General features: G+C 33.6%; 23 protein-coding genes. 9 read left to right on the top strand and 14 right to left on the bottom strand.

What is annotated here, in order from left to right:
* Window positions 1-3: 3 nt before the first annotated feature.
* The 8 genes from murI to JJQ60_RS08950 all read right to left on the bottom strand — a co-directional run bounded on the left by murI (window position 4) and on the right by JJQ60_RS08950 (window position 8060).
* Complete coding sequence (gene murI / locus JJQ60_RS08985) at window positions 4-792, bottom strand: glutamate racemase (RefSeq protein WP_201918835.1); 789 nt, start codon at window positions 790-792, stop codon at window positions 4-6.
* A gap of 78 nt (window positions 793-870) precedes the next feature.
* Window positions 871-1380, bottom strand: coding sequence for an OmpH family outer membrane protein (locus tag JJQ60_RS08980; protein WP_201918833.1), 510 nt, complete (start codon window positions 1378-1380; stop codon window positions 871-873).
* A gap of 45 nt (window positions 1381-1425) precedes the next feature.
* Complete coding sequence (locus JJQ60_RS08975; protein WP_201918831.1) at window positions 1426-2289, bottom strand: OmpH family outer membrane protein; 864 nt, start codon at window positions 2287-2289, stop codon at window positions 1426-1428.
* Between the two features lie 34 nt (window positions 2290-2323).
* Window positions 2324-4960: a BamA/OMP85 family outer membrane protein gene (locus tag JJQ60_RS08970; protein ID WP_201918829.1), complete on the bottom strand. Its 2637-nt coding sequence runs from the start codon at window positions 4958-4960 to the stop codon at window positions 2324-2326.
* A gap of 4 nt (window positions 4961-4964) precedes the next feature.
* Window positions 4965-5705 (bottom strand): isoprenyl transferase, encoded by a 741-nt coding sequence (locus JJQ60_RS08965; RefSeq protein WP_201918827.1) that lies wholly within the window; start codon window positions 5703-5705, stop codon window positions 4965-4967.
* A gap of 2 nt (window positions 5706-5707) precedes the next feature.
* On the bottom strand, window positions 5708-6385 hold the full coding sequence (gene porG, locus JJQ60_RS08960) for a type IX secretion system protein PorG (RefSeq protein ID WP_201918825.1): 678 nt from the start codon (window positions 6383-6385) through the stop codon (window positions 5708-5710).
* Between the two features lie 100 nt (window positions 6386-6485).
* Window positions 6486-7370, bottom strand: a complete 885-nt coding sequence (locus JJQ60_RS08955; protein ID WP_201918823.1) for an NAD kinase — start codon at window positions 7368-7370, stop codon at window positions 6486-6488.
* Between the two features lie 33 nt (window positions 7371-7403).
* Complete coding sequence (locus tag JJQ60_RS08950; protein WP_201918821.1) at window positions 7404-8060, bottom strand: CBS domain-containing protein; 657 nt, start codon at window positions 8058-8060, stop codon at window positions 7404-7406.
* A gap of 101 nt (window positions 8061-8161) precedes the next feature.
* On the opposite strand from JJQ60_RS08950, the gene JJQ60_RS08945 reads away from it, so the two are divergent.
* From JJQ60_RS08945 to clpX, 8 genes are all read left to right on the top strand, one after another.
* A complete protein-coding gene (locus JJQ60_RS08945) occupies window positions 8162-8875 on the top strand; it encodes a pyridoxine 5'-phosphate synthase (protein WP_201918819.1) in 714 nt (237 codons plus the stop codon).
* An 8-nt stretch (window positions 8876-8883) separates the two neighbouring features.
* Window positions 8884-9651, top strand: coding sequence for an alpha/beta fold hydrolase (locus tag JJQ60_RS08940; RefSeq protein WP_201918817.1), 768 nt, complete (start codon window positions 8884-8886; stop codon window positions 9649-9651).
* A gap of 122 nt (window positions 9652-9773) precedes the next feature.
* A complete protein-coding gene (locus JJQ60_RS08935) occupies window positions 9774-11021 on the top strand; it encodes an OmpP1/FadL family transporter (protein WP_201918815.1) in 1248 nt (415 codons plus the stop codon).
* Between the two features lie 5 nt (window positions 11022-11026).
* The gene (locus JJQ60_RS08930; RefSeq protein ID WP_201918813.1) at window positions 11027-12589 is read left to right on the top strand and encodes an SGNH/GDSL hydrolase family protein; all 1563 of its coding nucleotides are present in this window, start codon (window positions 11027-11029) and stop codon (window positions 12587-12589) included.
* Window positions 12590-12669: 80 nt separating this feature from the next.
* A complete protein-coding gene (locus tag JJQ60_RS08925) occupies window positions 12670-13011 on the top strand; it encodes a phage holin family protein (RefSeq protein WP_201918811.1) in 342 nt (113 codons plus the stop codon).
* 93 nt (window positions 13012-13104) lie between these two features.
* Complete coding sequence (gene tig, locus JJQ60_RS08920; RefSeq protein WP_201918809.1) at window positions 13105-14427, top strand: trigger factor; 1323 nt, start codon at window positions 13105-13107, stop codon at window positions 14425-14427.
* Between the two features lie 102 nt (window positions 14428-14529).
* The gene (clpP, locus tag JJQ60_RS08915) at window positions 14530-15204 is read left to right on the top strand and encodes an ATP-dependent Clp endopeptidase proteolytic subunit ClpP (protein WP_201918807.1); all 675 of its coding nucleotides are present in this window, start codon (window positions 14530-14532) and stop codon (window positions 15202-15204) included.
* Between the two features lie 153 nt (window positions 15205-15357).
* Complete coding sequence (clpX, locus tag JJQ60_RS08910) at window positions 15358-16590, top strand: ATP-dependent Clp protease ATP-binding subunit ClpX (protein WP_201918805.1); 1233 nt, start codon at window positions 15358-15360, stop codon at window positions 16588-16590.
* A 127-nt stretch (window positions 16591-16717) separates the two neighbouring features.
* Here clpX and JJQ60_RS08905 read toward each other — a convergent pair whose 3' ends face one another.
* Together JJQ60_RS08905 and JJQ60_RS08900 are read right to left on the bottom strand one after the other, a co-directional pair.
* Window positions 16718-17065, bottom strand: a complete 348-nt coding sequence (locus JJQ60_RS08905; RefSeq protein WP_201918803.1) for a hypothetical protein — start codon at window positions 17063-17065, stop codon at window positions 16718-16720.
* A 236-nt stretch (window positions 17066-17301) separates the two neighbouring features.
* Complete coding sequence (locus JJQ60_RS08900) at window positions 17302-18837, bottom strand: GH3 auxin-responsive promoter family protein (RefSeq protein WP_201918801.1); 1536 nt, start codon at window positions 18835-18837, stop codon at window positions 17302-17304.
* 116 nt (window positions 18838-18953) lie between these two features.
* Here JJQ60_RS08900 and JJQ60_RS08895 point away from each other — a divergent pair, with 116 nt between their 5' ends.
* Window positions 18954-19748, top strand: coding sequence for a DUF2797 domain-containing protein (locus JJQ60_RS08895; RefSeq protein WP_201918799.1), 795 nt, complete (start codon window positions 18954-18956; stop codon window positions 19746-19748).
* 16 nt (window positions 19749-19764) lie between these two features.
* On the opposite strand, the gene JJQ60_RS08890 is transcribed toward JJQ60_RS08895, so the two are convergent.
* From JJQ60_RS08890 to JJQ60_RS08875, 4 genes are all read right to left on the bottom strand, one after another.
* Window positions 19765-21222, bottom strand: coding sequence for a pyridoxal phosphate-dependent decarboxylase family protein (locus JJQ60_RS08890; protein WP_201918797.1), 1458 nt, complete (start codon window positions 21220-21222; stop codon window positions 19765-19767).
* A gap of 98 nt (window positions 21223-21320) precedes the next feature.
* Complete coding sequence (locus tag JJQ60_RS08885; RefSeq protein WP_201918795.1) at window positions 21321-21953, bottom strand: LysE family transporter; 633 nt, start codon at window positions 21951-21953, stop codon at window positions 21321-21323.
* 213 nt (window positions 21954-22166) lie between these two features.
* Entirely contained in the window at window positions 22167-22607 is a 441-nt protein-coding gene (locus tag JJQ60_RS08880; protein WP_201918793.1) for a hypothetical protein, read from the bottom strand.
* Between the two features lie 55 nt (window positions 22608-22662).
* Window positions 22663-23937, bottom strand: a complete 1275-nt coding sequence (locus tag JJQ60_RS08875; protein ID WP_201918791.1) for a hypothetical protein — start codon at window positions 23935-23937, stop codon at window positions 22663-22665.
* Window positions 23938-24067 lie beyond the last annotated feature (130 nt).

The following is a 24067-nucleotide window of genomic DNA, read 5'->3' as shown; positions in this document are numbered from 1 at the left end:
TTTTTAAAAAGTTAGACGACGAATATGTAAAGAAGAGTTGTTGTGTTTAAGAATGCTTTTTAGTATTTCAATATCGTGGTTTGTGTAAAAAGTATGTGTTCCTGTTTCGAGGGTATTGTTTAGAAGGTTATTGGTTTTAAGTACAGCTTTAGTTTGTCTTGCTACAGCTTCTCCAGAATCAATTATTGTAACGTTATCTGGGAGTATTTTTTTTATACTTGGAATAAGATAAGGATAGTGAGTGCATCCTAAAACCAAATGATCTATATTTTTTTTTATCATTGGGGTAATGTATGAAGTTAGTAAGGTGTACATTTCTGGACTATCGATTTTACCATCCTCAATAAGTTCTACTAAGCCCGTTCCAACAACTTCGATAACTTCAATATCATTGGCATGCAGATCCGAAGTTTTAGCAAATAATTCACTAGATAAAGTGCCTTTTGTAGCCAGAACTCCAACTTTTTTCGTTTTAGTTTGAATAGCCGCAGGCTTTATTGCAGGTTCTATGCCTATAAATGGTACATCATAAGAAGAACGAAGTATTTTTATGGCATTTGTAGTTGCAGTATTACAAGCAACAACGATAATTTTACAGTTAAGATCAAGAAGCTTTTCTGTATTTTTTATACTTAATGCTATGATCTCGTCTTTGCTTCTTTTGCCATATGGAGCATTTTTACTATCCGCCAGATAGATTGTGTTTTCTTTAGGCAATGCTAAAGAAATTTCTTTCCATATAGAAGTGCCTCCAATTCCAGAATCAAATATACCTATTGCCTGATGTTGCATAATTAGATTTCAAAAATAAAAAAACAGTAAGAGATAATTCTTACTGTTTTTTTATTTTTTAAGTTTAGGTGTGTAAAATTAAATCCCTAAATCTTTCTTTACATCAGCCATAAGGTCTTTACCGTCTGCCATGATTACTCCGGTTCCTGTTGTAGAATCTAGAACATATTGGAAACCTTGTGCTCTGGCAACCTTTTGAATAGAAGTACGTGCTTTTTCGTAAATAGGTTTCATTAACTCAATTTCTTTTTTCTGAAGATCCTGAAGCGCATTTTGTCTGTAATCGGTAATACTTTTTTCTGTAGCCTGAACTTCTTGTGCTCTTTTTGCATTTTCTTCTTCAGTCTTAGTAGGAGCTTCAGCCTGGTATTTTTTCATTGTAGTTTGCAGTTCTAATACCATGTTTCTAATCTCTGCATCATACGTTTTATTTAGCTTTTCTATTTCGCTTTTAGCAGCTTTATAAGCTGGCATTGATTCTACAAGTTCTTGCGATGCAATATGTGCTACTTTGGATTGTGCATTTACAAAACCTGATGTTCCTATAGTAAGTGCTAAAGCTACTAGTAATGTTCTAAATTGTTTCATTTGTAAGTAATATTAAATAGTGTTATAAATTTAAAAATTGATATTCTAATTACCATCATCTTCACTTCCGTTATCAGAATTTGATGGATTTTCATTTTGTTTTAACTTTTCTCTTTGAGCTTTAAGCATATTAATAGAGTCTTTTTTTCTTTTTTGTAGCTCTAATAATTTAGCTCTTCTTTCTTCAAAATCTTTTTTCTTAGCAGCACGTATAGAATCTCTCTCTGCTTTTCGTTGTTCGAGAAGCTTTTCTCTTTCTGATAGTCTTTCTTGAGCCGCTCTATCTCTGTCAGATACTTCTTTTTCTTGTTCTGCATTTCTTTTTTCGGCTCTAACTAAAGATTTTTTTTCTTTTTTACTGTTAAGCTGTTTTCTTTTTGAGGCTCTGTTTATTCTTAATAATACTTGATCACTTATATCATGCCTGTCTGCCGAATATAACATTACAAGATCAGCAGATTTATCAAAAACAAAATCATATTTCTTGTTTTTTGCAATTTCTTGAACCGCTACAAAAACTTGATCCTGCACAGGCTGTACCAGTCGCTTTTTTTGGATAAATAAATCTCCATTTGGGCCAAATCTCTTTTGTTGGTATTCTAAGATTTCTTTTTCTTTAAAAACAATATCCTCTTCTCTTTCTTCTATTAATTCTTTGGTAAGCAAAACCCTTTCATTGTTAAGGTCTTTTCGCATTTCTTCAACATTTTTTAGCTCTGCTTCAATTTCTACTTTCCATTTTTGAACTTTAGTTTCAAGTTCTGCAGATGCTTCATTATATTCTGGAACATTTTCCAAAATATAACCCATATCTATGTAGCCGATTCTTATACCTTTTTGTGCATGCATTACATTAGTAAAGAACAGACAACTCATTGTTGCAACTAATAAAAGACCCTTTGTTTTCATAATTTGTGTATATATTGAAATAATCGTGCCAAAACTAAAACTGTTGCCCTATAATAAAGTGAGTTTCCCAACCGTGTGGCTGATTAGAACCAGGAATTGGATCAAACCCATATCCAAAATCTATACCAAGCAATCCAAACGCTGGCATAAATATACGTAAACCTGCTCCAGCTGAACGATTTAATTGAAAAGGATTAAAATCTCTAAAGCTGTCATATGATGCACCACCCTCTAAGAATGTGAGCATATAAATCGATGCTGCAGGTTTTAATGTTATAGGATAACGAAGCTCTAACGAATATTTGTTATAAATTGTTGCCCCATCGGCATCAAAAGTCTGATTGTTAGCTCTACTTTGAGGTAGAAGCTGCTGATCAGGATACCCTCTTAAAGCAATTAGTTCACGACCATCTAAGGCAGTAGCTCCCAACGCAACACCTCCTAAGAAGTATCTTTCAAATGGGATGTTTCCTCTGTCTCCATTATATGCTCCTAAAAAACCATATTCTGCACTTGTTTTTAAAACTAATGGTTTTTTTCCAATATTAAAAAGGCTAGTATACCAAGTACCATCAAATTTCAATTTATAATATTCTAACCACTTAAAACGCTCTTGGTCAATTTCTCCTATTCGTTCTTGATTTTCTGCAAACTGTATAGGAGCACTAGTGTCTGTGCTGGTACGTAGAGCATCTTGTTCTGCCTCAAGTGCATCTCTTTCTTCTGCCAATGAGCTGTAATCTACACCATCAAAAAGCGAGTAGGGTAGTGATAATTTGGCTATAATGTTAAATTCTGAACCACCAACAGGGAAAATAGGGTTTACAGTAGTGTTATTTCTACTTAATCCAATAGTATATGCTAAATCATTTGATGATCCATTACCAAATGTAAATAATCGAGTGGTATAATTTTTAAGATTATAATGTCTTAAACTTACTGCCTGAGACAAGGTAAAATAGTTATCTGGCCAATTTAGCCTTTTGGCAATACCTATAGATCCACCTGTAATAAGAAATTTACTGTTTCTATCTACTTGATTTCTACCCGTGAATAAGAAATTTACCGAATGCGAGAATGAGGTTGATAATTGATATGGTCTTTTTCCACCTAACCAAGGTTCAACAAATGAAAGGCTATACGTTTGAAAAGATCTACTTGCTTGAGCTCTAATTCTAAGAGTTTGGCCATCTCCCATTGGTAATGGGCTGTAGGATTCTCCATTAAAAATATTACGTATAGAAAAGTTATTGAACGCTAATCCAAGTGTTCCTACAAAACCACCGCCTCCAAAACCACCTTGAAGCTCAATTTGACTGGATCCCTTTTCTACTACAGGATAATTAATGTCAATTGTTCCTGCCTGCGGGTTTGCATTTTGGAATTGTGGTTCCAGTTGCTCTGGATCAAAAAAGCCTAACTGTCCAATTTCACGAACAGTTCTTACAACAAGATCTTTGCTATATCGCTGACCTGGTTTTGTTCTTAATATTCGATAGACAACATGATCATTTGTTTTGTCATTTCCTGTTACAGAAATATGATCAAAATAGGTAAGTTTTCCTTCTCGTATTCTGACTTCAAAATCGATAGTGTCATTATACACTTTAGTTTCTACAGCATCTATCGAAGAGAACAAATATCCGTTGTTTTGGTATAAGTTGGTGAGATCATCTGCATCTGGCTTAGTGTTATCAGAAATTTGTTTTTCAAGAAGAACTCCGTTATATACATCTCCTTTTCTGATTACTAACTGTCTTGCCAATTGTTTATCGGTATATACGCTATTTCCAAGAAATGTGATGTTTCCAAAATAATATCTATTTCCTTCTTCTATCGAAAGGTTTAAAGATACACTGTTATCATCCTCAACAATCAAAGTATCTTTGGTTATTCGAGCATCTCTATATCCTTTTTCTTTGTACTTTGTTATGATATTATCTTTGTCTTCTAGATAATCTTCTTTAATATATTTTGAACGTTTCCAGAATCTTAAAGGTTTTTTCTTCTTGGTGTTTTTCATTGCGCCACGTATCTTAGCATCAGAAAGCTTTTCGTTTCCTGATATAACAATGTTGTCTACTTTAACGCGATCGCCTTTATCTATTCGAACTAATACGTTTACTTTATTGCTAGTGGCTACGGTATCTTTTACGGGGATTAGATTAACAGCTACTTTGGTGTTTAAATATCCTTCTTTTTTGTATTTATTGGTAATGAAGTTACGAGTAGTTGTAATAAGGTTTTCGGTAACTTTTGCACCTTTTGTTAATCCATTATCTTTAATTAACTCTTCGGCTTTACGTTTTTTAATTCCTTCAATACGAGCTTCATTTAATTCGGGAACTTCCTGGATGTTAATTTCTATGTCGGCGACATCTCCTTCGACTTTTGTGATATAGAAGTTAATGTCACTAAATAATTCAAGATCCCATAATTTTTTGATCACCTTACTTATTTTATCTCCCGGAAGAAATATACGCTCTCCTTTTTTCAGACCTGTGAATGTAATTACGGTGTTTTCATTATAACTGGTAGTACCGGTAACCTTAATTTTTCCGATAACATACTCTTTACCGTTTGCACCAGGTACATTTTGCGCTGTAAGTGATATTGAGTGTAATAATAAGGCAAGTAACGTAAAATACGTTATAGGTAATTTTTTTATCATTCCTTTAACTGAGCTGCTCACTAGTTTTTCCAAATCTTCTTTCTCTTTTTTGATAATTCAATATGGCTTCAAATAAATCTGTTCTTTTGAAATCTGGCCATAAAATTTCTGTAAAATATAATTCTGCGTACGCAATCTGCCATAGTAAAAAATTACTAATACGTTGTTCTCCACTAGTACGTATTAATAAGTCAACATCTGGCAGGTTTTTAGTGTACAAATGCTCATTAATGACTGCTTCATTTATAAGATGTGGCGAAATTACACCATTTTTAACTTTAATACTTATTTCTTCGATAGTTTTTATGAGTTCTTCTCGACTTCCATAACTTAATGCAAGAGTAAGCACCATATGGTCATTAGACTTAGTCTTTTCAATAACTTCCATAAGTTCTACTCTCGCTTTTTTTGGTAAATTTTGCAAGTTGCCAATAGCGTTAAGTTGGATATTATTGTCTTGAAGAGTTTTGATTTCTTTTTTCAGCGAACTTACTAAAAGTTTCATTAAGGTGTCTACCTCAAGTTTTGGCCTATTCCAGTTCTCGGTTGAGAACGCATAAAGAGTAAGATATTTTATTCCTATTTCGGCACTGCCTTCTACGGCTTCGCGTACTGCTTTTGTCCCTTTTTCGTGACCAGCAGCTCTAAAAAGACCTTTCTTTTTGGCCCATCGACCGTTGCCATCCATTATTATGGCAACATGTTCAGGGATATTATTAGAGTTTAATTGTTTTTTGTCAATCATTTTTAAAATGTACAATCACACGGTATTCTACCCCAGGTATATGATAATGTTATACCTGTAAATACATACCAGTCATTGTTGTTTAAATTACCAAATCCTGTTCCAAATCTATCATCAGGATTACTGCCATCTAGGTTATCGGTAAATGTATATCGAGCGCCAATTTCGGCACCTATTACAAAATCTCTACCTAATGTTTTTTTAATTCCTACAACCATAGGGATTGCAAAATTCCACTTATCACTATAGGCGTCCAGTTCATTATTTGCATCTAAAGCTAATGCGCCATGGTTAAATGCAGTAATTCCACTATAAAGATAAGGAGTAAACTGGGGTTTTCCATCATACAGATACCAATCCCAGAAATTAAATTCCATCCCTAATGATAATTCTTTTACAGAATTATTAAAGCTAAATCCTCTCTCTTTTCTTCTATCATCTCCTTTGCTATCATCTGCATTAAGTTCTGCATACAAAAACGAAGCTCTAAAAGCATGGCGCTTACTACGGTTCCATTTTGCAATGGCGCCAAGCGCTATGTCATTAGGAGCAATATAGAGGGTTGACCCTACGTCTCCTATATAGTTAGATCCTCCTGCCATCAAACCAACTTCATAGGTTTGCGACGTGATAGATTGTACAAAAAACAGAACAATTACAAATGATGCTAAGTATCTCATAGATTTTCAAAAGTTTGCAAATATAACAATTAACTTTAGTACACAAGAATTTGAGTAAAATAGTATGAATTTAAAAACACTTTTTAGTAGATTTTATTGTTTAATTGCGTTTATCTTCTCCCCAAAGCATCTTTTTACGTAGTGTTTTTAGGAAACTATCGTCCTGCAATACTACCATATTGATTTTAAATGGAGCTTTTTTTATAATTACAGTTGTTTCATTTGGCAAGGTGTGGACTCTAGAATCTAAAGATACCAAATAAGTGTCTTCTCTTCCAGAAACTTGCAATTTGATTTCCTGATCATCTGGTATAACAAGGGGCCTTGCATTAAGATTATGTGGGGCAATTGGCGTAAGAACCATGCTCTCTGCTTCAGGCATTATTACAGGTCCGCCGCAGCTTAATGAGTATCCAGTAGAGCCTGTTGGTGTCGATACAATTAATCCGTCAGCCCAATATGAATTGAGAAACTCATTGTTAAGACTGGTGTGTACTGTAATCATCGATGTGGTATTTCGTCTACTTACGGCAATTTCATTCATCGCAAAATTCAAGACTCCGAATTCTTTATTTTTTGGTATGGTTTCAATAGTTACTAAGCTTCTGGATGAGGTGTAAAACTTTTTGTTTAATATTAAATCAATACTATCCTGGATTTCTTCTTTTTGGATCGTTGCTAAAAAACCAAGTCTACCAGTATTGATACCAGCAATTGGTATCCCTAAATCTCTTACATATGTAATAGTTCTTAAGATAGTACCGTCTCCACCAATACTAAAAAAAAGATCGTAAGAGGTGTCTAATTCTTCGAAAGTACTAAAATGCGAATATGACTTGTCAATATCATCATGAAGATTGATTAATTCCAAAAAGTTCTTTTCGATAACTACCTCTACACCATTTTTATCTAGGTTTTCTAGAAGTTGCTGGATGTAAATCCCAGAATTTTTATGGTAGAACTGGCCATATATACCGATCTTCATTGCAATTTGATTGTGTTAGTTGAACCCCTTTGTTTATATATTGAGATATTTTTCTAGATATTGAGACCTTTCTTTTAGGTTTGTTAAAAATGAATCTTCCTGATGTTTGGATATTATATTGTAGCTATATCTCCTAAAAGTTTGCACAATATTATTAATATCGCTATCACTAATTTTAATAGTTATTTGGGCTACATCGTTTTCCATATTCGAAATAAATAACCCTAATACTCTTGCATTGTTAGATTCAACAATTTGAGAAATTTCGCTAAAAGAATAGTCTAGGACTCCTTTTTCTACTATTAAAATATTTCCCGGTTCGCTAAGAAATGGGGTTTCATTAAAAAGGTTCATAATGTCTCCCAGTTCAAAAAAACCAAGATAATTATTATTGTCATCTAAAACGGGCATTATATTAGATCGATTTTGAGCAAAAGATTCCAAAATATCGATCCAGTTATTGTCTTTTCTAACAAAAAAACCTTCTAGAGCGTATTGATATGCGGTTAAAGTTTTATCTGTTTCAAAACACCTAATGTCGGCTTCAGAAATGCAACCTAAGTAAGTATTATCTTTTATAACAGGGAAATGAGTGTATGTAAGCTCATTAAAAAGCAATTGCGCATCGGTAACCTTAGTGGTTATCTCGAGCGGTGCAATTTCGTTAACGATATATAAGTTTGTCTTCATGATGTTTTAGAAGCTATGTTATGCAAAATAATCAAAAAATATACAATCAAGGCGTTCTCAACTTTGTATTTTTGCTTTTTTAGTTAAAGACATCAAAAATCATGACAAAGTTAAGTGTTAACATTAATAAAATTGCTACACTACGAAATTCCAGAGGAGGTAATACCCCTAATTTGCTTAAGGTTGCAGAAGATATCGAGAGTTTTGGAGGTCAAGGCATAACAATACACCCAAGACCAGACGAGAGACATATTAGATATCAGGATGCCTATGATCTAAAATCAATAGTGCAGACAGAGTATAATATTGAAGGGAACCCAATTCCTAAATTTATAGAATTGGTATTGGCAGTAAAACCAACACAGGTTACTTTGGTTCCGGATGCCGAAGATGCAATTACTAGTAATGCAGGATGGGATACAAGAAAACATAAAGGTTTTTTGAAAGAAGTGATTTCTGAATTTAAGCAAAACAATATCAGAACTTCGATTTTTGTTGATCCAGTTCTTGAGGTAATTGAAGGAGCTGCACAAACAGGTACAGATCGAATCGAGTTATATACCGAGGAGTTTGCTTCAGAGTTTGCTAAGGGGAATAAAAAATCTATTCAACCCTATGCAGATTGCGCCCAGTTGGCAATCGATATGGGATTAGGTGTCAATGCGGGGCATGATTTATCTTTGGATAATATTCAATTTTTTAAAGAAAATATTCCAGGATTACTTGAGGTTTCAATTGGACATGCTTTGATAAGTGAATCGATTTATCTTGGATTAGAGAATGTAGTTAATATGTATTTACACCGTTTAAAATAACTCGATAAATGAAATTACATGCTAATGTTTTTGGAGAGGGGCAACCGTTTATAATCCTTCATGGGTTTCTTGGGATGGGAGATAACTGGAAAACACTGGGGAGAAAAATTTCTGAACAAGGTTTCCAGGTCCATTTATTAGATCAGCGCAATCATGGCCGAAGTGAACATAGTGATGAGTTTAGTTATGCTATCCTAGCTGAAGATTTAAAAGAATATTGTGAAACTAATCACCTAATCAATATTAATCTTCTTGGACATTCAATGGGGGGTAAAACTGTGATGTTATTTGCAACAAAGTATCCTCATTTTATCGATCATTTATTAGTAGCTGATATTGGACCTAAATATTATCCGTTACATCATCAAGATATTTTGGATGGATTGAGCTCGTTAGATTTTGATGTGTTGAAATCAAGAAACGAAGTAGATCTTGAGTTAAGTTCTTATGTGCCTGATCCAGGAGTAAGGATGTTTCTTTTAAAAAATCTATATTGGAAGGATAAAGGAATACTTGGTCTGAGGTTACACCTGGAATCTTTAATTAAAAATGCTTCAGAAATAGGAGTAGAGCTTAACGAAGAGCTAGTGTTTAAGGGGAAAACCCTTTTCTTAAAAGGGGAAAAATCCAACTATATTCTTGAGGATGATGTAGTAAGAATTAGAAAGCAATTCCCTAACTTTATACTCAAACAAATTTCTTCTGCAGGACATTGGTTACATGCCGAAAATCCGAATGACTTTTTGACTGAAGTATTAGAATTTGTCAAAAAATAGATGAAAAGTCTTATGTATGCATAATAATTTGTGGATTGCGTTGGATAATTGGTATTTTCTTTTAAATTTGGAAAATCAATTTTATAAATTCCTTAATAAACAAAAACAATTCTTAATTAATTATGAAAAAACTTCTATTGTTAGTTCTATTCATCACAGTGACAGCAGTCACATATGCGGGTGGATATAGAGTTAGTATACAAGGACAGAGAGCTATGGCTATGGGACATACCGGAGTAGCTGTAGTTAATAGTGCTGAGCTAGTGTTCTTTAATCCAGCAGGGATCGTATACTTAGAAAATAAATTAAATGTTAGTGCAGGTGCAAGTGGTATTTTTAGTGAAGTAATTTTTCAAAATACTGAATCCGGAGTTACAGCTGAAACTGATAATTCTGTAGGAACACCAATAAGTTTGTATGGATCCTATAAGATCAACGACTGGGTGTCTGTAGGTCTTGGTGTATATACACCTTACGGTAGTGAGGTTACCTGGCCAACAGATTGGGGCGGATCACATTTAGTGAATGAGATTGACTTAGCTGCTATATTTGTTCAGCCGGTGGTTTCTCTTAAGTTGTCAGATCACTTTAGTATTGGTGGAGGACCTATCTTCGTTACAGGTTCTGTAAACTTTAATCGTAACTCTAATAGAACAACAACAGATATTAATGGTGTAAGATCAAATGTTACTGTTGATGACTCTGGTGTAACAAACTGGGGATGGACTATTGGAGCTATGTTTAATCCAACAGAGAATTTTCGTTTAGGATTTAACTACCGTAGCAAAATTATTATTGAATCTGAAGATGGAGAGGCTACTTTTGCTAATTTTCCTAATTCTTTGGCAGCACCACCAAACGGGGTAACAAGTTTTAGAGCAGAATTACCTTTACCTGCAGAGTTGACTATTGGTTTATCTTATGAGTATAAAAAGTGGTTATTTGCATTTGATTACAACAGACAATTCTGGGATGTGTATGAATCTTTAGATCTTACATTTGGTAATGGTGCACCACCATCTATAAACCCTCGTAATTACAAAAACTCATCTGTATACCGTTTTGGATTACAGTACGAAGCAACAGAAAAAATTACATTAAGAGCTGGTTATTATATTGATGAGTCTCCTGTTCAAGAAGGTTTCTTTGCTCCAGAAACTCCACGTAATGATTCTGATGGATTCTCAGGTGGTTTTAGCTATGCGATTACGCCTAAGTTAGCTATTGATGCTTCTTTCTTCTTTCTTAGATTTAAAGAAGTTGATGCCTCATACGATTTTTATCAAGAAAATGGACAAAATGTTCCTTTTGGAGGAACTTATGAGTCAAGCGCATTTGGTCCAGGACTTGGTTTAACTTATAAAATGTAATTACAATGATAAAGAATAATATAAAATATTTAGCGGTGCTAGCATTAGGGTTGATTGCTTGCGAACCAGAGTTTGATAATCCAATCGAAGAATCAAATAATTTTACTAGTGGCGAATTAGATTTAAGTAACTATGTAGCTCTAGGAAACTCTCTTACTGCAGGTTTCGCAGATGGGGCATTGTATATAACTGGTCAAGAAAATTCATATCCGAATATATTGGCTCAACAATTTAAATTTGTTGGAGGGGGGGAGTTTACTCAACCTTTAATGGCAGATAATACTGGTGGGTTTGCAGGGAATAATGATACTTTTCCTCCAAGACTTGTTTTGGTATTTGATGAAAACCAACAGCCTGTAGGGCCTGCGCCTTATACAGGTGCTCCTTCTACAACAGATATTACTGCGAATTTGGGAAGCACATTTAATAATATGGGAGTTCCAGGAGCTAAAAGTTTTCATTTAGGATTTCCAGGATACGGTTCTTTGAACCCTTATTTTGGTCGTTTTCAGCAATCCGCAACATCAACAGTTGTTGCCGATGCCTTAGCTCAAAATCCTTCATTATTTAGTCTGTGGATAGGTAATAATGATATTTTAGGATTTGCAACTTCTGGAGGTACAGGAGAAGATCATAATGTTACAGGTAATGTTGATCCAAGTACGTATGGAAGTGATGATATTACAAATATTGGAGTGTTTAAACAAACATATGATGGTTTGGTTGCTGCACTTGCTGAAGGAGGAAGAAAAGGAGTATTACTTAATTTACCAGATGTAACTTCTATTCCTTTCTTTACTACGGTTCCATTTGCGCCATTGAGTCCCTTAGATTCCAGTTTCGGGCCTCAAATACCAACACTTAATGCAACATATGCTGGATTAAATACGGCATTTACGGCATTGGGAGTTCCAGAAAGAGCAATAGAATTTTCGGAAACAGCAGCAAGTCCTGTGGTTGTAAAAGATGAGTCATTAACGGATATAACTGCTAATTTGACAACTGCAATTACTCCAGTATTTGGACCTTTAGCACCAATTATTGCTGCGCAATACGGCCAGGCAAGACCAGCGACAGAAAACGATTTATTAGTGCTTACAAGTTCTAGTGTTATTGGACAAGTAGATACCGATAGAGTTGCAGAGCTAGTCGCTTTAGGTGTTCCTCAAGAGGATGCAGGGCAATTGTCGGTTATTGGGGTAACTCTTCCTTTAGCGGATCAGTATGTTTTGGTTCCTGCAGAACAAACTGCAATCAAAACTGCTCAGGATGCATATAATACAATTATCAGAGACGCTGCAACTGCTAATGGTTTAGCATTTGTTAATGCGCAATCTCTATTAGCTACTGTTGCTAGTAGTGGAATTCCATTTGATGGAGGTGTTGTTACTTCAACTTTTGCTTCTGGTGGTGGATTCTCTTTAGATGGTGTACATCCAACTCCTAGAGGGCATGCATTAACTGCTAATGCAGTTTTAGATGCTTTAGAAAAAACTTATGGATTAGTAGTGCCAAGAGTTAATCCAGGAGATTATGGTACAATTACCGTAAGTAATGAAGTTAACTAATTAAGAATAAAATCTAATTTACAATATAAAACCTGCTACTTGTTAGCAGGTTTTTTTATATTCATATAAAATATAGAGATATGAAATTTTTATTGAAATTAGTTTTAACAGCGGTTGCCGTCTTATTATTAGCAGAGATACTTCCTGGAGTGGCAATCAACAATTATGTAAGTGCAATTATTGTGGCGCTTGTTTTGGCTATTTTAAACGCAATAGTAAAGCCTGTTTTAGTAGTTTTAACATTGCCGGCAACGATACTTACTTTAGGATTATTCCTTTTGGTTATTAATGCGGCAATTATTTTGATGGCCGATTATTTTATCGGTGGTTTTGATGTCAGTGGCTGGTTTTGGGCATTGATATTTAGTGTGTTGTTGTCGGTTTTTCAATCCATACTACATTCTATTTTAAAGAAAGATTAAATTTAACTGTTTTTCAGGTAGTTAAAAATTTGTTGAGACATAAAAAAGTATTACTTTTGCAACCCAATTTTTAGTAGTAAATCGTAATAGATTATGAATATTTCAAAAGAGCAATTAGACGAATTAAATGCTGTAGTAACAGTAGATATCGCCAAAGCAGATTATAGTGATAAGGTAGATAAGATCCTTAAAGATTACCGTAAAAATGCTAATATCCCAGGTTTTAGAAAAGGTCATGTTCCTATGGGACTGGTAAAAAAGCAGTATGGAAAAGCAGTTTTGGTAGATGAGGTTAATAAGCTGTTACAGGATGCGTTAAATAAATATCTTACCGAAGAAAAACTTGATGTTTTAGGAAATCCATTACCTAAAGAGCAAGAAAATTTTGATTGGGATGCAGATAATTATTCTTTTGAATTTGAGCTTGGATTAGCACCAAAGTTTGAAGTAGCATTAAATGGTAAAAAAGCCATTACTCATTACAAAATTACCGCTACAGATGAGATGATAGATAATCAGATCAAAACTATCCAAAAACAATATGGTAAGCTTATTTCTAAAGACGCTGTAGAAAAGGATGACCTAGTTGCGGGTTCTTTTGTAAATGAAGAAAAAGAAATCAATAATGCAACCACCGTTGCTTTAGAAAAAATAAAAGGAAAGAAAAACCTTGACAAATTTATTGGTGCTAAAGTAGGAGATACTATAAGTCTTAAAACCAAAGGTTTGTTTAGTGACGATCATGATCTTATAAGTGCTTTAAAAATAAGCCATGATGAGGCTCATGACCTGAATATTGAAGTTTCTTTCACAATATCTGAGATAAATACTCAAGAACTTGCAGATTTGGGTCAAGATTTATTTGATAAGCTTTATGGTCCTGGTAATGTAAAAACAGTTACAGACTTAAAAGAAAAAATCAAACAAGATGCAGAGCGTCAGTTTGAGCAGCAATCTGATCAACAACTTCTTAATGATATTACAGAGAACGCATTAGAGAATACAAAATTTGAATTGCCTGTTGAATTCTTGCAAAAATGGATTCGTGCTACCGGTGAACAACCGTTGACCGAAGATCAGGCTAAGGATGAATACGAGAAAAGTGAAAAAGGATTACGTTATCAATTGATTGAAGGAAAAATAATCAATGATAATAATCTACAAGTAACTTTTGAGGAGCTTAAAGAGTTTGCAAAAGATTTGATAAAAGGACAAATGGCTCAGTTTGGACAAAATTCTCCTGAAGATAAAGAATTAGAAGATATTGCCGCTAGAATATTATCAAACCAAGATGAGGTGAAAAGAATTTCAGAGCAATTGATGAGTCAAAAAATGTTAAATTATTATAAAGAGAACGCTAAGCTTAAAATAAAAGAGGTGAGCTTTGACGAATTCATAAAAGAAGTTTACAAATAATTAATGTTGTAATTTACTAAGGAATTTATACTTATATTTAGGGCGTTAAACCATCTTTAGTTTAGCGCCTTTTTTATAAATAAAATTTTCAGAAAAAGAAATATGGATTACGGTAAAGAATTCGAAAAATATGCTACAAAGCATCATGGCATCAATAGTAATTACTATGGTAAAATTGTAAGTAGTATGTATCCTACTGGTATGACTCCTAATATAATTGAAGAACGTCAGATGAATATAGCTATTTTTGATGTTTTCTCTAGATTAATGATGGATCGAATCATATTTATGGGAACAGGTATTAATGATCAAGTAGCGAATATTATTCAAGCTCAGTTGTTATTTCTTGAAAGTGTAGATTCTTCAAAAGATATTCAAATTTATATTAATTCTCCAGGTGGTAGTGTATATGCTGGTCTTGGGATTTATGATACGATGCAATTTATAAAACCGGATGTAGCAACCATATGCACTGGTATGGCAGCTTCAATGGGTGCAGTTTTATTGTGTGCTGGTCAAAAAGGAAAACGTTCTGGATTACCGCATAGCCGTGTCATGATTCATCAGCCATTAGGAGGCGCTCAAGGTCAGGCAAGTGATATAGAAATTACAGCTAGAGAGATTTTAATATTAAAAGAAGAGTTGTACAAAATTATTTCTAAACACTCAGGGCAGACTTATGAAAAAGTATATGAAGATAGTGATAGAGATTATTGGATGAAAGCCGATAAAGCTCTTGAGTATGGAATGATAGATGAAATTTTAACTCGAGAATAATAGATTTTCTGATAAGAATTCCTTTTTTTCAGAAAAGAAAATATGAGAAATAAAGCATAATAAGTTTAGTATTACCCCCTAGGTTTACGATGCAGACTCTATCTTAATGATGATATTATCAGAAAGATAGAAATTAACAGAAACTAGATAACGATGGCCAAAGAAGATTTAGAATGCTCTTTTTGTGGGAGAAAAAAGCCTGAAACTAATTTGCTAATAGCAGGATTAGATGCACATATATGTGATCGATGTATTGTTCAGGCTCATGGAATTGTAGTAGAAGAAGCTAAAGAAGAAGAAACCGGTGAGTTGAGTAGCGAATTAATGCTGCGCAAACCAATGGCTATTAAGAAATTTTTGGATGAATATGTCATAGGGCAGGAGTTTACCAAAAAAATAATGTCGGTAGCTGTTTATAATCATTATAAACGATTACTACAACCACAAACAGAAGATGATATTGAAATCCAGAAAAGTAATATCATTATGGTGGGGCAAACAGGTACTGGTAAAACGCTGATGGCTAAAACCATTGCAAAAATGCTTAATGTACCCTTGGCTATTGTAGATGCTACTGTGTTAACAGAAGCTGGTTATGTAGGTGAAGATGTAGAAAGCATTTTAACCAGACTTTTGCAAGCTGCAGATTATAATCTTGAAAAAGCGCAAAGAGGGATAGTTTTTATAGATGAAATAGATAAAATAGCCCGTAAAAGCGATAACCCTAGCATTACTAGAGATGTATCTGGTGAAGGAGTGCAACAAGCACTACTTAAACTCTTAGAAGGTACAGTGGTTAATGTTCCACCAAAAGGAGGTAGAAAACATCCAGATCAGAAATTTATTGAGGTTAATACCGAGAATATCCTTTTCATTGCTGGAGGTGCCTTTGATGGTATCGAAAAAATGATCCAGAAGCGCCTTAATATGCAAGCAGTGGGTTATAGTGCTTCAAAAAGTGAAGACTCTATAGAAAAGGATAATCTACTTCAGTATATAATTCCTAAAGATTTAAAAGATTTTGGATTGATTCCAGAGATAATAGGAAGACTTCCTGTACTATCTTATATGAATCCATTAGATGAGGAAACGCTAAGATCTATTTTAACAGCACCAAAAAATGCTATAATAAAGCAGTATAAAAAGTTGTTTGAAATGGATAATATCTCCTTTTCAATCACAGATGGGGCGTTAGATTATATTGTAGAAAAGGCTATGGAGTATAAACTTGGAGCCAGAGGTTTGAGATCACTTTGTGAGGCGATTTTAACAGATGCTATGTTTGAATTGCCAGAGAGTGAAGAAACAGAATTTAGAGTAACTAAGGATTATGCTGAGAAAAAGCTTAATAAATCCACGATCAAAAAGCTCAAAGCTGTATCATAAGTAAGTGATAATTTTATATATAAAAAAACACCGTTATACATGTATAACGGTGTTTTTTGTTGGCCTATTAGTTGGGACAATAATCTAATAATTCATTAGGGGTAATTTAAATAAGATAAGTAGGGCATTATTCCGAATACGATATGCGTTCTTTGTTACTGGTTATGATTTCTTCAGTACTTTTTAATGCGATATCAGTATTGTTATCGTCACCTTCCTGAATAGTAATATCAAAACCATTTTGTTTGATTAACGCCTTGAAAAAAGTTACTTTAGATATTTCTGCATAACAGATGTTATCTTCAATTAAATCGTCAGTTAGCGGCGTTAATATTGTACTAGGGGAAGTATTGTTGTTTGTATTTTCAGAAACAAAATTTTTGTGGTTATTTTTACTATCAATAGTTTTAGTTTCTTGTGCATTAATACTTAAAGTTAGTGCGAAAAAAATAAAGAATACTAGTGTAGATTTCATATTAAGGGGCTTTGATATATTTGTAACTATCTGGTATCAAATTTAATATGAAAAATAGAGCTCAAAAAATGATTTGCAAATTTTTAGATCAAACGCTTTTTTTGAACGATGAAATACTGTTTTTTTTGTTAAAAACAACAATTCTTACACATATTTTTTACGGTTTAACCGTAAAAAATATTAAAATTTCATTAAGATTTAATAGATAAAACGACAAGTGATTGTCAAATTCGTTTTTATGATGATGAGCATGAGTTAACCTTGTTGAGTTCTAATAATTCTTCAACATAGGTTCTTTTATTAGATAGCCTTGGTATTTTATGTTGTCCTCCTAACTTACCATTCTTTTTTAACCAGTCATAAAATAGGTTAGGCCTTGCTTCTCGTATTTGTAGTATATTGAGCGTAGTGTCATTATATCTTTTAGCCTCATAATCACTGTTTACTTGTTGTAAATTTTGATCTAAAACATGAGAGAATTCTGTTAGGTTTTCTGGGTGTTTTTTGAATTCAATTACCCATTCATGAGCACCTTTTTCTTTGCCTTTCATAAAAATGGGAGCAACGGTATAGTCTACAATTTCACTATTGGTTTGTCTAGTAGCTCTTTTTAAGGCTTCTTCGGCATTTTCAATAATTAATTCTTCTCCAAATACATTAATATGGTGTTTTGTTCTACCAGATACCTTAATTCTATATGGATCTATTGATGTAAAACGTATTGTGTCTCCTATTTTATATCTCCATAAACCGGCATTGGTAGTGATAATAACTGCATAATTTTTTCCTATTTCTACCTCGCTTAAAGGAATTACTTTCTCTTCGGTACTACCATAGGTTTCCATTGGGATAAATTCATAAAAGATTCCGTAATCGAGCATTAACAATAATTCTTCGGAGTCGTTATGATCCTGGATGGCAAAGAATCCTTCAGATGCATTATAAATCTCATAATATTTAAAAGAATCTTTGGGTAATATCTTTTTATATTGATCTCTGTAAGGGTCAAAGTTTACCCCACCATGAAAATATACCTCTAGGTTATTCCATACTTCGAAAAGATTTTTATTTCCAGTGGTTTCAAGTACTTGATTTAATAAGACGAGCATCCATGATGGTACTCCAGCTAAACTTGTTACATTTTCTTGTATCGTTTCATGAACAATTGCATTCATTTTAAACTCCCAATCACTCATTAAAGATACTTCACTGCTTGGTGTTGAACTAAAATCTGCCCAAAAAGGCATATTGTCAATAATAATAGCCGATAGATCACCATAAGATGTGCCATTGTTTTTTGATAATTCTTTACTCCCACCTAATCGAAGACTTTTTCCAGTAAAAAGTTGAGAATCTTCATTGTTGTTTAGGTACATGCATAAGAGATCTTTTCCGGCGGCAAAATGACAATCTTCTAATGATTCTTGGCTTACCGGTATAAATTTACTTTTTGAACTTGTTGTACCACTCGATTTGGCGAACCATTTAATAGAAGTAGGCCAAAAGATATTATTTTCGCCGTGACGACTTCTTTCGATCATGGATTCATAATCTTCATATGATCTAATTGGCACGCGTTCAGCAAATGTTTCGTAATTGCGTATAGATGTAAAATCATATTTTTTACCAAACTCTGTATTCTTTGCGGTTTCCAATAACACATGCAGCAATTCTTGTTGAACTTCATTGGGGTACTTAAGAAAAAGCTCCATTTGATGAAACCGCTTTTTTAGGAACCAGCTGGCGATCGAATTAACTAATGGGATTGGCATTTTTTGACGTATATTTATGCTGAAATAGTTCTTAACTTACTATTTTTGGTTGTTGTCAACTAAAATAATAAAAATAATCACATTCTTCTTACAGGGTTAATTTATAACAAAATTTTATGCAATATCAAGGAGTGCTTACCAAAATGCAAACAGAGATAGGGGATCCTATTCAGTATTATCTAATTTTTGAATCTGATTTTATTCATGTTAACCAGTTATTAGATAAAAAAGTAAGTATAGAGTTTGTGAAATATCAATGCCTTGCCTGCGGCGAAAATAAAAAGATATTTAGACAGGGATATTGTTATGACGATTTTTACAACCAACCACAAGTGGGGGATTGGGTCATGCGTCCAGAACTTAGTCAGGCACATTTAGGGATAGAAGATAGGGATCTGGAATTTGAAAAAAAAGCGCAGCTTCAGCCTCATATTGTGTATTTGGCAAACTCAAGTAATGTTAAGGTGGGGGTTACCCGGAAATCACAAGTTCCGACTCGATGGATTGATCAAGGGGCTCATGAGGCGATAGAAGTTGTAGAGGTTCCTAATCGTTACCTGGCTGGTATTACCGAAGTTGCATTAAAAGAACATGTGGCTGATAAAACAAATTGGCGAACTATGCTTAAAAATGAAGTAGTTGATCAAGATCTAATAGAATATAAAAATAAGCTAAAAGACTTTCTTCCTGAAGAGGTAAAAGAGTATTTTGTTGAAAACGGTAAAGAAACAGAGCTGCGTTTTCCGGTATTGCAATACCCAGAAAAATTGAAAAGTCTTAACCTAGAAAAAACACCTGCATTTTCTGGAATTCTTAAAGGAATTAAAGGGCAGTATCTAATTTTTGAAGATAATACCGTTTTTAACGTTCGTAATAATGAAGGCTATGTGGTGAAATTGATAGTAAATTGATAGTAAATTGATAGTATTATGTATTGGTGATCTCTAAAAGTTGTTCTTGTCCATAAATTTCACACTGCTCAAGGGTGTTTTTAATATCCTCTATAGTGGTTCTGGGATTTATTAGGCACATTCTAAGTACAACTTGTCCCTGTAGCACAGTCGTCACTAAAAGTGCTTCTTTTGACTGGGTTATTTTCTTTGAAATGTTTTGATTTATTTGATCTAGTTCTTCTTCAGACAAATTATGACCTATGGGATGATATCTAAAATTAATAATGGCTAATGTGGCCGGAGATGTTATTTCCCAGAGAACACTTTTTCTCAATAATGCTTCTGTTTGCTCGGCCAAGTTAATATTGTATGTTATTGCTTTCTTGAAAGATGCTAACCCAAAAGTTTTTAAAGACATGTAAAACTTTAAAGCACGAAAACGACGAGTTAATTGAATGCCATGATCATAGAAATTGATTTCAGATTCATTACCTTCAATATCACGCAGGTATTCTGGTTTTTCACTAAACGTACTGCTTAGCCAACTGTGGTTTTTTACTAATAAGCATCCTATTTCATAAGGCTGATAAAACCATTTATGCGGATCAACAGTTAAAGAATCGGCTCTTTCAATTCCTTTAAGTAAATGTTGCCCATTTTCAGCTAAAATAGCGGCACCCCCATAGGCCCCATCAATATGAAACCACATATTTTCATTCTCACAAATATCGGCGATTTCGTTTAGAGGATCTACAGTGCCAGTATTTGTGGTTCCTGCCGATGCAATGATGCAAAATGGTTGTAGTCCTTCTAGGCGATCTTTGGCGATTATGTTTTTTAACTTATTGAGTGATATTTTAAACTCCATATCCGTTGGGATGATGCGAATTTGTTCTTTTTTGAAGCCTATTACCTTTATTGCTTTAATATTTGATGAATGTGCTTGATCAGAAAGGTAAATAGTCGCTTTAGAAAAATCATCTCCACACTTAATTCTACGAGCTGTAACCAGGGCCGTCAAATTTGCCATAGAACCTCCACTTGTAAAAATACCACCGCCTTTTTTAGTTGGGAATCCAAAAATCTCAAGCAACCAGTTCATAGTTACTATTTCAAGTTCTGCTGCAGCTGGTGATGCTGCCCAACCCCCTGAAAATATATTGAAGCCAGTGGCAATAGTATCTGCCATAACACTTACATAATTGCTTGGACCAGGTACAAAAGAGTATGATTTTGGATGAGATACAATATTGCTATTAGGAATAACCTGATTCATTACAAAATCTAAAACTTCAGATGCCGACGATGGTTGATTAGGGATACTTTCGGTTAATAAAGAATCCATTTCTTCTCTGGTAGCCAGAGCAACGGGTTTTTTGGAGTTTTGATTTTCAAAGTGATCCACAATATGATCGATGATTTTATAACCATATTGTTGCATCTCTTCTTTTGATAGTGTTAGTGTATGACTGGTGTTATTTTTTGTGGACATTACTTGGCTTTAGGAGTCAACAAATTTAGTGGTAAGTATAGCTAATTTACTTGTATAAATCAATGAAAAAACTGTATTCTCAATAAATAACTTAGGTATTATTCTATGATAAATTTAATACTTTGAAAAACAGAAATAGTTATTAAAGCAATACCTATTATTCGATGAAGCTTGGTTTTAGAACCTCCTTGCTTTTTTGCTATTTTATTCCCCCATTTACCATAAAAATAGAGTGTTCCTATTTTACCAAGATAAATTCCTATAAAGAAAAGCAATAAAGTAGATAAAGGGTTTTGGGTTGTAAGTGTAAAAATGTGCTTGTTGGTAAGCGAAATTGCTAAAATCCAATAAATAATGACTGGAGGATTTAGAAGCGCTAATGAAAAACCAGTAAGAACTTTAGAGTTTGATAACTTTAATTTGTATTGTTTGCTTTTTTGACGAGGTATACTTGCTAGATGCATAAAGTAGATACCAATTAAAAGGAAGGCTACAATAAAACTAATTTGAATCCATTGGTTTTCATGAAAAAAATCGGATAACTCCATGCTACAGTGCAGTGCGAAAAATGCTAATACTATCTCGCCTATACCTGCCGCCAGTGCAATATATGATGCACTCTTTATATTTTCTTTTATAGCGGTGTTGATTACGGCAAGATTTACAGCTCCTAGAGGAATTGCCCCTACTATAGCTATAAGTGTTCCAAATAAAAGATATAATAGTATCATGACCGTTTAGTAGTGTTTATTTTATAAATCTTACAAATTATTTAAAAACAGAAGCGGCAATTGCCGCTTCCTACCCTAAGTAAATATGATAATTTAAACACATTACAATATTTTTACTCGATAATCGAGATTTTAAATGCTCAAAGGCTTGTCTGGAAATCAAAATTATGTTCCAACTGATGTCATGGACTCGCCTAGAGGAAGTATACTTTTTCAAAAATTTCCACTGGCACCTATTCTCATTTTTTTAATAACTTCTTCAAAGTATAAGATGGCCCAAATGATTTTTTCGGTATCTGCATATGCAACTAGTTCTTCTATGGCTACATTTGCGCTTTCGATGTTTTTTTCTGTATCTGTTTTGCTGTTTTTTAGTGTTTTAAGATGGCGAGAATCTTCCTTAATCCCTATATCCCGCAATCGAATACCCGGTTCATTAGTTAGGGATAAGAAAGGGAGTACCGTTATGATTTCTTCTACTCGATCTTGATACAGTGTTATAAGATCTCCTTTTTTTATCGCCTCTAAATCACTAATTGTATGAAATTTGTTGATCTGTTTTTTTTGACTAAAAAATATAGCTTCATCAGTTTTTTGTGAAAAAACAGTATTAATTGCTAAAAGTAAAACAAGATTGATTAATAATCTAAACATAATATCTCTATAATAGTATTTCAACAGTTTTGCAGTAATAAATTCAGAACGATTTTTACTGCATCACCATATAGGTGTTTAACGATTGTTTTAAGTCAAATTTTGGAACAACATTGCTTAACGGATTGCTGAATAAATCGTTTACATCTACAAAATTTTTAGTAAATCTATTGTATTTAAGAATGTTTAAAGATTGTTTTTTCATAGATTGATTAACCACATCTACACCTTCTCCATGAATATTAAAAAAACTATTATCCATCATAAATGCTTTTTGCATTTTTGGAAGAGAAACATATGAATTATCAAATTTTACTACATCAGAAAAACCAGATATTTTAGAGTTGTGAATATATAATGTTGCAAGATTTGAAGTTAAAATAGCTGAAGCTGTATGCTGATAGTTGCTTTTATCAGATAAATTGACAAGAGTAGCGTTTGATATTGTTACATCGGTAACCGAGCTAGGATTAGTATATCCCATATTTTTATCATATCCGTCGGCTGCAATTGCATACGATCCCTTTGAACTATTGATATATGGATGACGAATTGCTATGATATTATTTAAATTTCCTTTGAATCCTTCAGAAAATTGAAAATCATTTCCTTGAGCTTTCAGAGAAATTAGATTTCGGATGTTGTTTTTCCCTCCGTGAATATTAAAAGCATCTTGACCCGGGTGACTCACCATTATATTATCTATAATTGAAGATGTTCCGATTCCGTATAATGATAAACCATTAGATCCTTGTTTTCTTTTTATTGAGTTTCCAGAGAATTCTATTCTTACATATCTCAGGATAGTCGTTTCTTCATTATATTGATTTCCTCCATAAACAGAGAATTGAGGTTTATAATCTCCTGGGATTATTCCGCTACCAGATACGGTATTAACTTTTCCGGATCCCGCTATAGTTATTCCTCCCCAGTCTCCACTATTTCTGGATTTAGGTCCTTTGTTGGATGTAAATACAATTGGATAAGCCATGGATCCTACAGCTACTAACTTTGAGCCTTTGGTAACAATAAGATTTGCCGGGTTTTCGTGATCGCATCTAATTATAGTTCCTTCCTGTATGGTCAAAGAAGCATTGTTCACAACATATACATCTCCTGAAAGTAAATAAACAACATCGTTTCTTAGATATGTATTATTAGCAATAATGTTAGGTAGTTTTTCTTCGGCTTGAGGATAATCGGTTTTATTAGGCGCGAAGTTAGTCCAGGTTCTTGCCCATTTATTATTTTCATCAAGATTTTGTGCAAGAGTTAAAAAAGGAAAAAATAGAATTGCAAAAGCTGTAATCAGAAAACATCTTTTTTTCATGATAGGTTTTTTTGGGGTTAAGATTTTGGAAGAAATTTCTTTCTACCAATTTTGGAAACACTAATTTAGGAGAGTTTTAAATATGTAGGTTACGTTTTTACCGTAAACTTTGTACGTTTGTCGGTGTTTT

Origin of the sequence: Aquimarina mytili, assembly GCF_016735115.1 — a bacterium.
GTDB classification, from domain to species: domain Bacteria; phylum Bacteroidota; class Bacteroidia; order Flavobacteriales; family Flavobacteriaceae; genus Aquimarina; species Aquimarina mytili.
Note: the sequence above shows the minus strand (reverse complement) of the source record. Positions and strands in the feature narration are given on the sequence as shown.

Bases quoted from the DNA above. Each gene is read 5' to 3' on its own strand.
- murI (WP_201918835.1), bottom strand. From the start codon at position 792: ATGCAACATCAGGCAATAGGTATATTTGATTCTGGAATTGGAGGCACT.
- JJQ60_RS08980 (WP_201918833.1), bottom strand. From the start codon at position 1,380: ATGAAACAATTTAGAACATTACTAGTAGCTTTAGCACTTACTATAGGA.
- JJQ60_RS08975 (WP_201918831.1), bottom strand. From the start codon at position 2,289: ATGAAAACAAAGGGTCTTTTATTAGTTGCAACAATGAGTTGTCTGTTC.
- JJQ60_RS08970 (WP_201918829.1), bottom strand. From the start codon at position 4,960: ATGATAAAAAAATTACCTATAACGTATTTTACGTTACTTGCCTTATTA.
- JJQ60_RS08965 (WP_201918827.1), bottom strand. From the start codon at position 5,705: ATGATTGACAAAAAACAATTAAACTCTAATAATATCCCTGAACATGTT.
- porG (WP_201918825.1), bottom strand. From the start codon at position 6,385: ATGAGATACTTAGCATCATTTGTAATTGTTCTGTTTTTTGTACAATCT.
- JJQ60_RS08955 (WP_201918823.1), bottom strand. From the start codon at position 7,370: ATGAAGATCGGTATATATGGCCAGTTCTACCATAAAAATTCTGGGATT.
- JJQ60_RS08950 (WP_201918821.1), bottom strand. From the start codon at position 8,060: ATGAAGACAAACTTATATATCGTTAACGAAATTGCACCGCTCGAGATA.
- JJQ60_RS08945 (WP_201918819.1), top strand. From the start codon at position 8,162: ATGACAAAGTTAAGTGTTAACATTAATAAAATTGCTACACTACGAAAT.
- JJQ60_RS08940 (WP_201918817.1), top strand. From the start codon at position 8,884: ATGAAATTACATGCTAATGTTTTTGGAGAGGGGCAACCGTTTATAATC.
- JJQ60_RS08935 (WP_201918815.1), top strand. From the start codon at position 9,774: ATGAAAAAACTTCTATTGTTAGTTCTATTCATCACAGTGACAGCAGTC.
- JJQ60_RS08930 (WP_201918813.1), top strand. From the start codon at position 11,027: ATGATAAAGAATAATATAAAATATTTAGCGGTGCTAGCATTAGGGTTG.
- JJQ60_RS08925 (WP_201918811.1), top strand. From the start codon at position 12,670: ATGAAATTTTTATTGAAATTAGTTTTAACAGCGGTTGCCGTCTTATTA.
- tig (WP_201918809.1), top strand. From the start codon at position 13,105: ATGAATATTTCAAAAGAGCAATTAGACGAATTAAATGCTGTAGTAACA.
- clpP (WP_201918807.1), top strand. From the start codon at position 14,530: ATGGATTACGGTAAAGAATTCGAAAAATATGCTACAAAGCATCATGGC.
- clpX (WP_201918805.1), top strand. From the start codon at position 15,358: ATGGCCAAAGAAGATTTAGAATGCTCTTTTTGTGGGAGAAAAAAGCCT.
- JJQ60_RS08905 (WP_201918803.1), bottom strand. From the start codon at position 17,065: ATGAAATCTACACTAGTATTCTTTATTTTTTTCGCACTAACTTTAAGT.
- JJQ60_RS08900 (WP_201918801.1), bottom strand. From the start codon at position 18,837: ATGCCAATCCCATTAGTTAATTCGATCGCCAGCTGGTTCCTAAAAAAG.
- JJQ60_RS08895 (WP_201918799.1), top strand. From the start codon at position 18,954: ATGCAATATCAAGGAGTGCTTACCAAAATGCAAACAGAGATAGGGGAT.
- JJQ60_RS08890 (WP_201918797.1), bottom strand. From the start codon at position 21,222: ATGTCCACAAAAAATAACACCAGTCATACACTAACACTATCAAAAGAA.
- JJQ60_RS08885 (WP_201918795.1), bottom strand. From the start codon at position 21,953: ATGATACTATTATATCTTTTATTTGGAACACTTATAGCTATAGTAGGG.
- JJQ60_RS08880 (WP_201918793.1), bottom strand. From the start codon at position 22,607: ATGTTTAGATTATTAATCAATCTTGTTTTACTTTTAGCAATTAATACT.
- JJQ60_RS08875 (WP_201918791.1), bottom strand. From the start codon at position 23,937: ATGAAAAAAAGATGTTTTCTGATTACAGCTTTTGCAATTCTATTTTTT.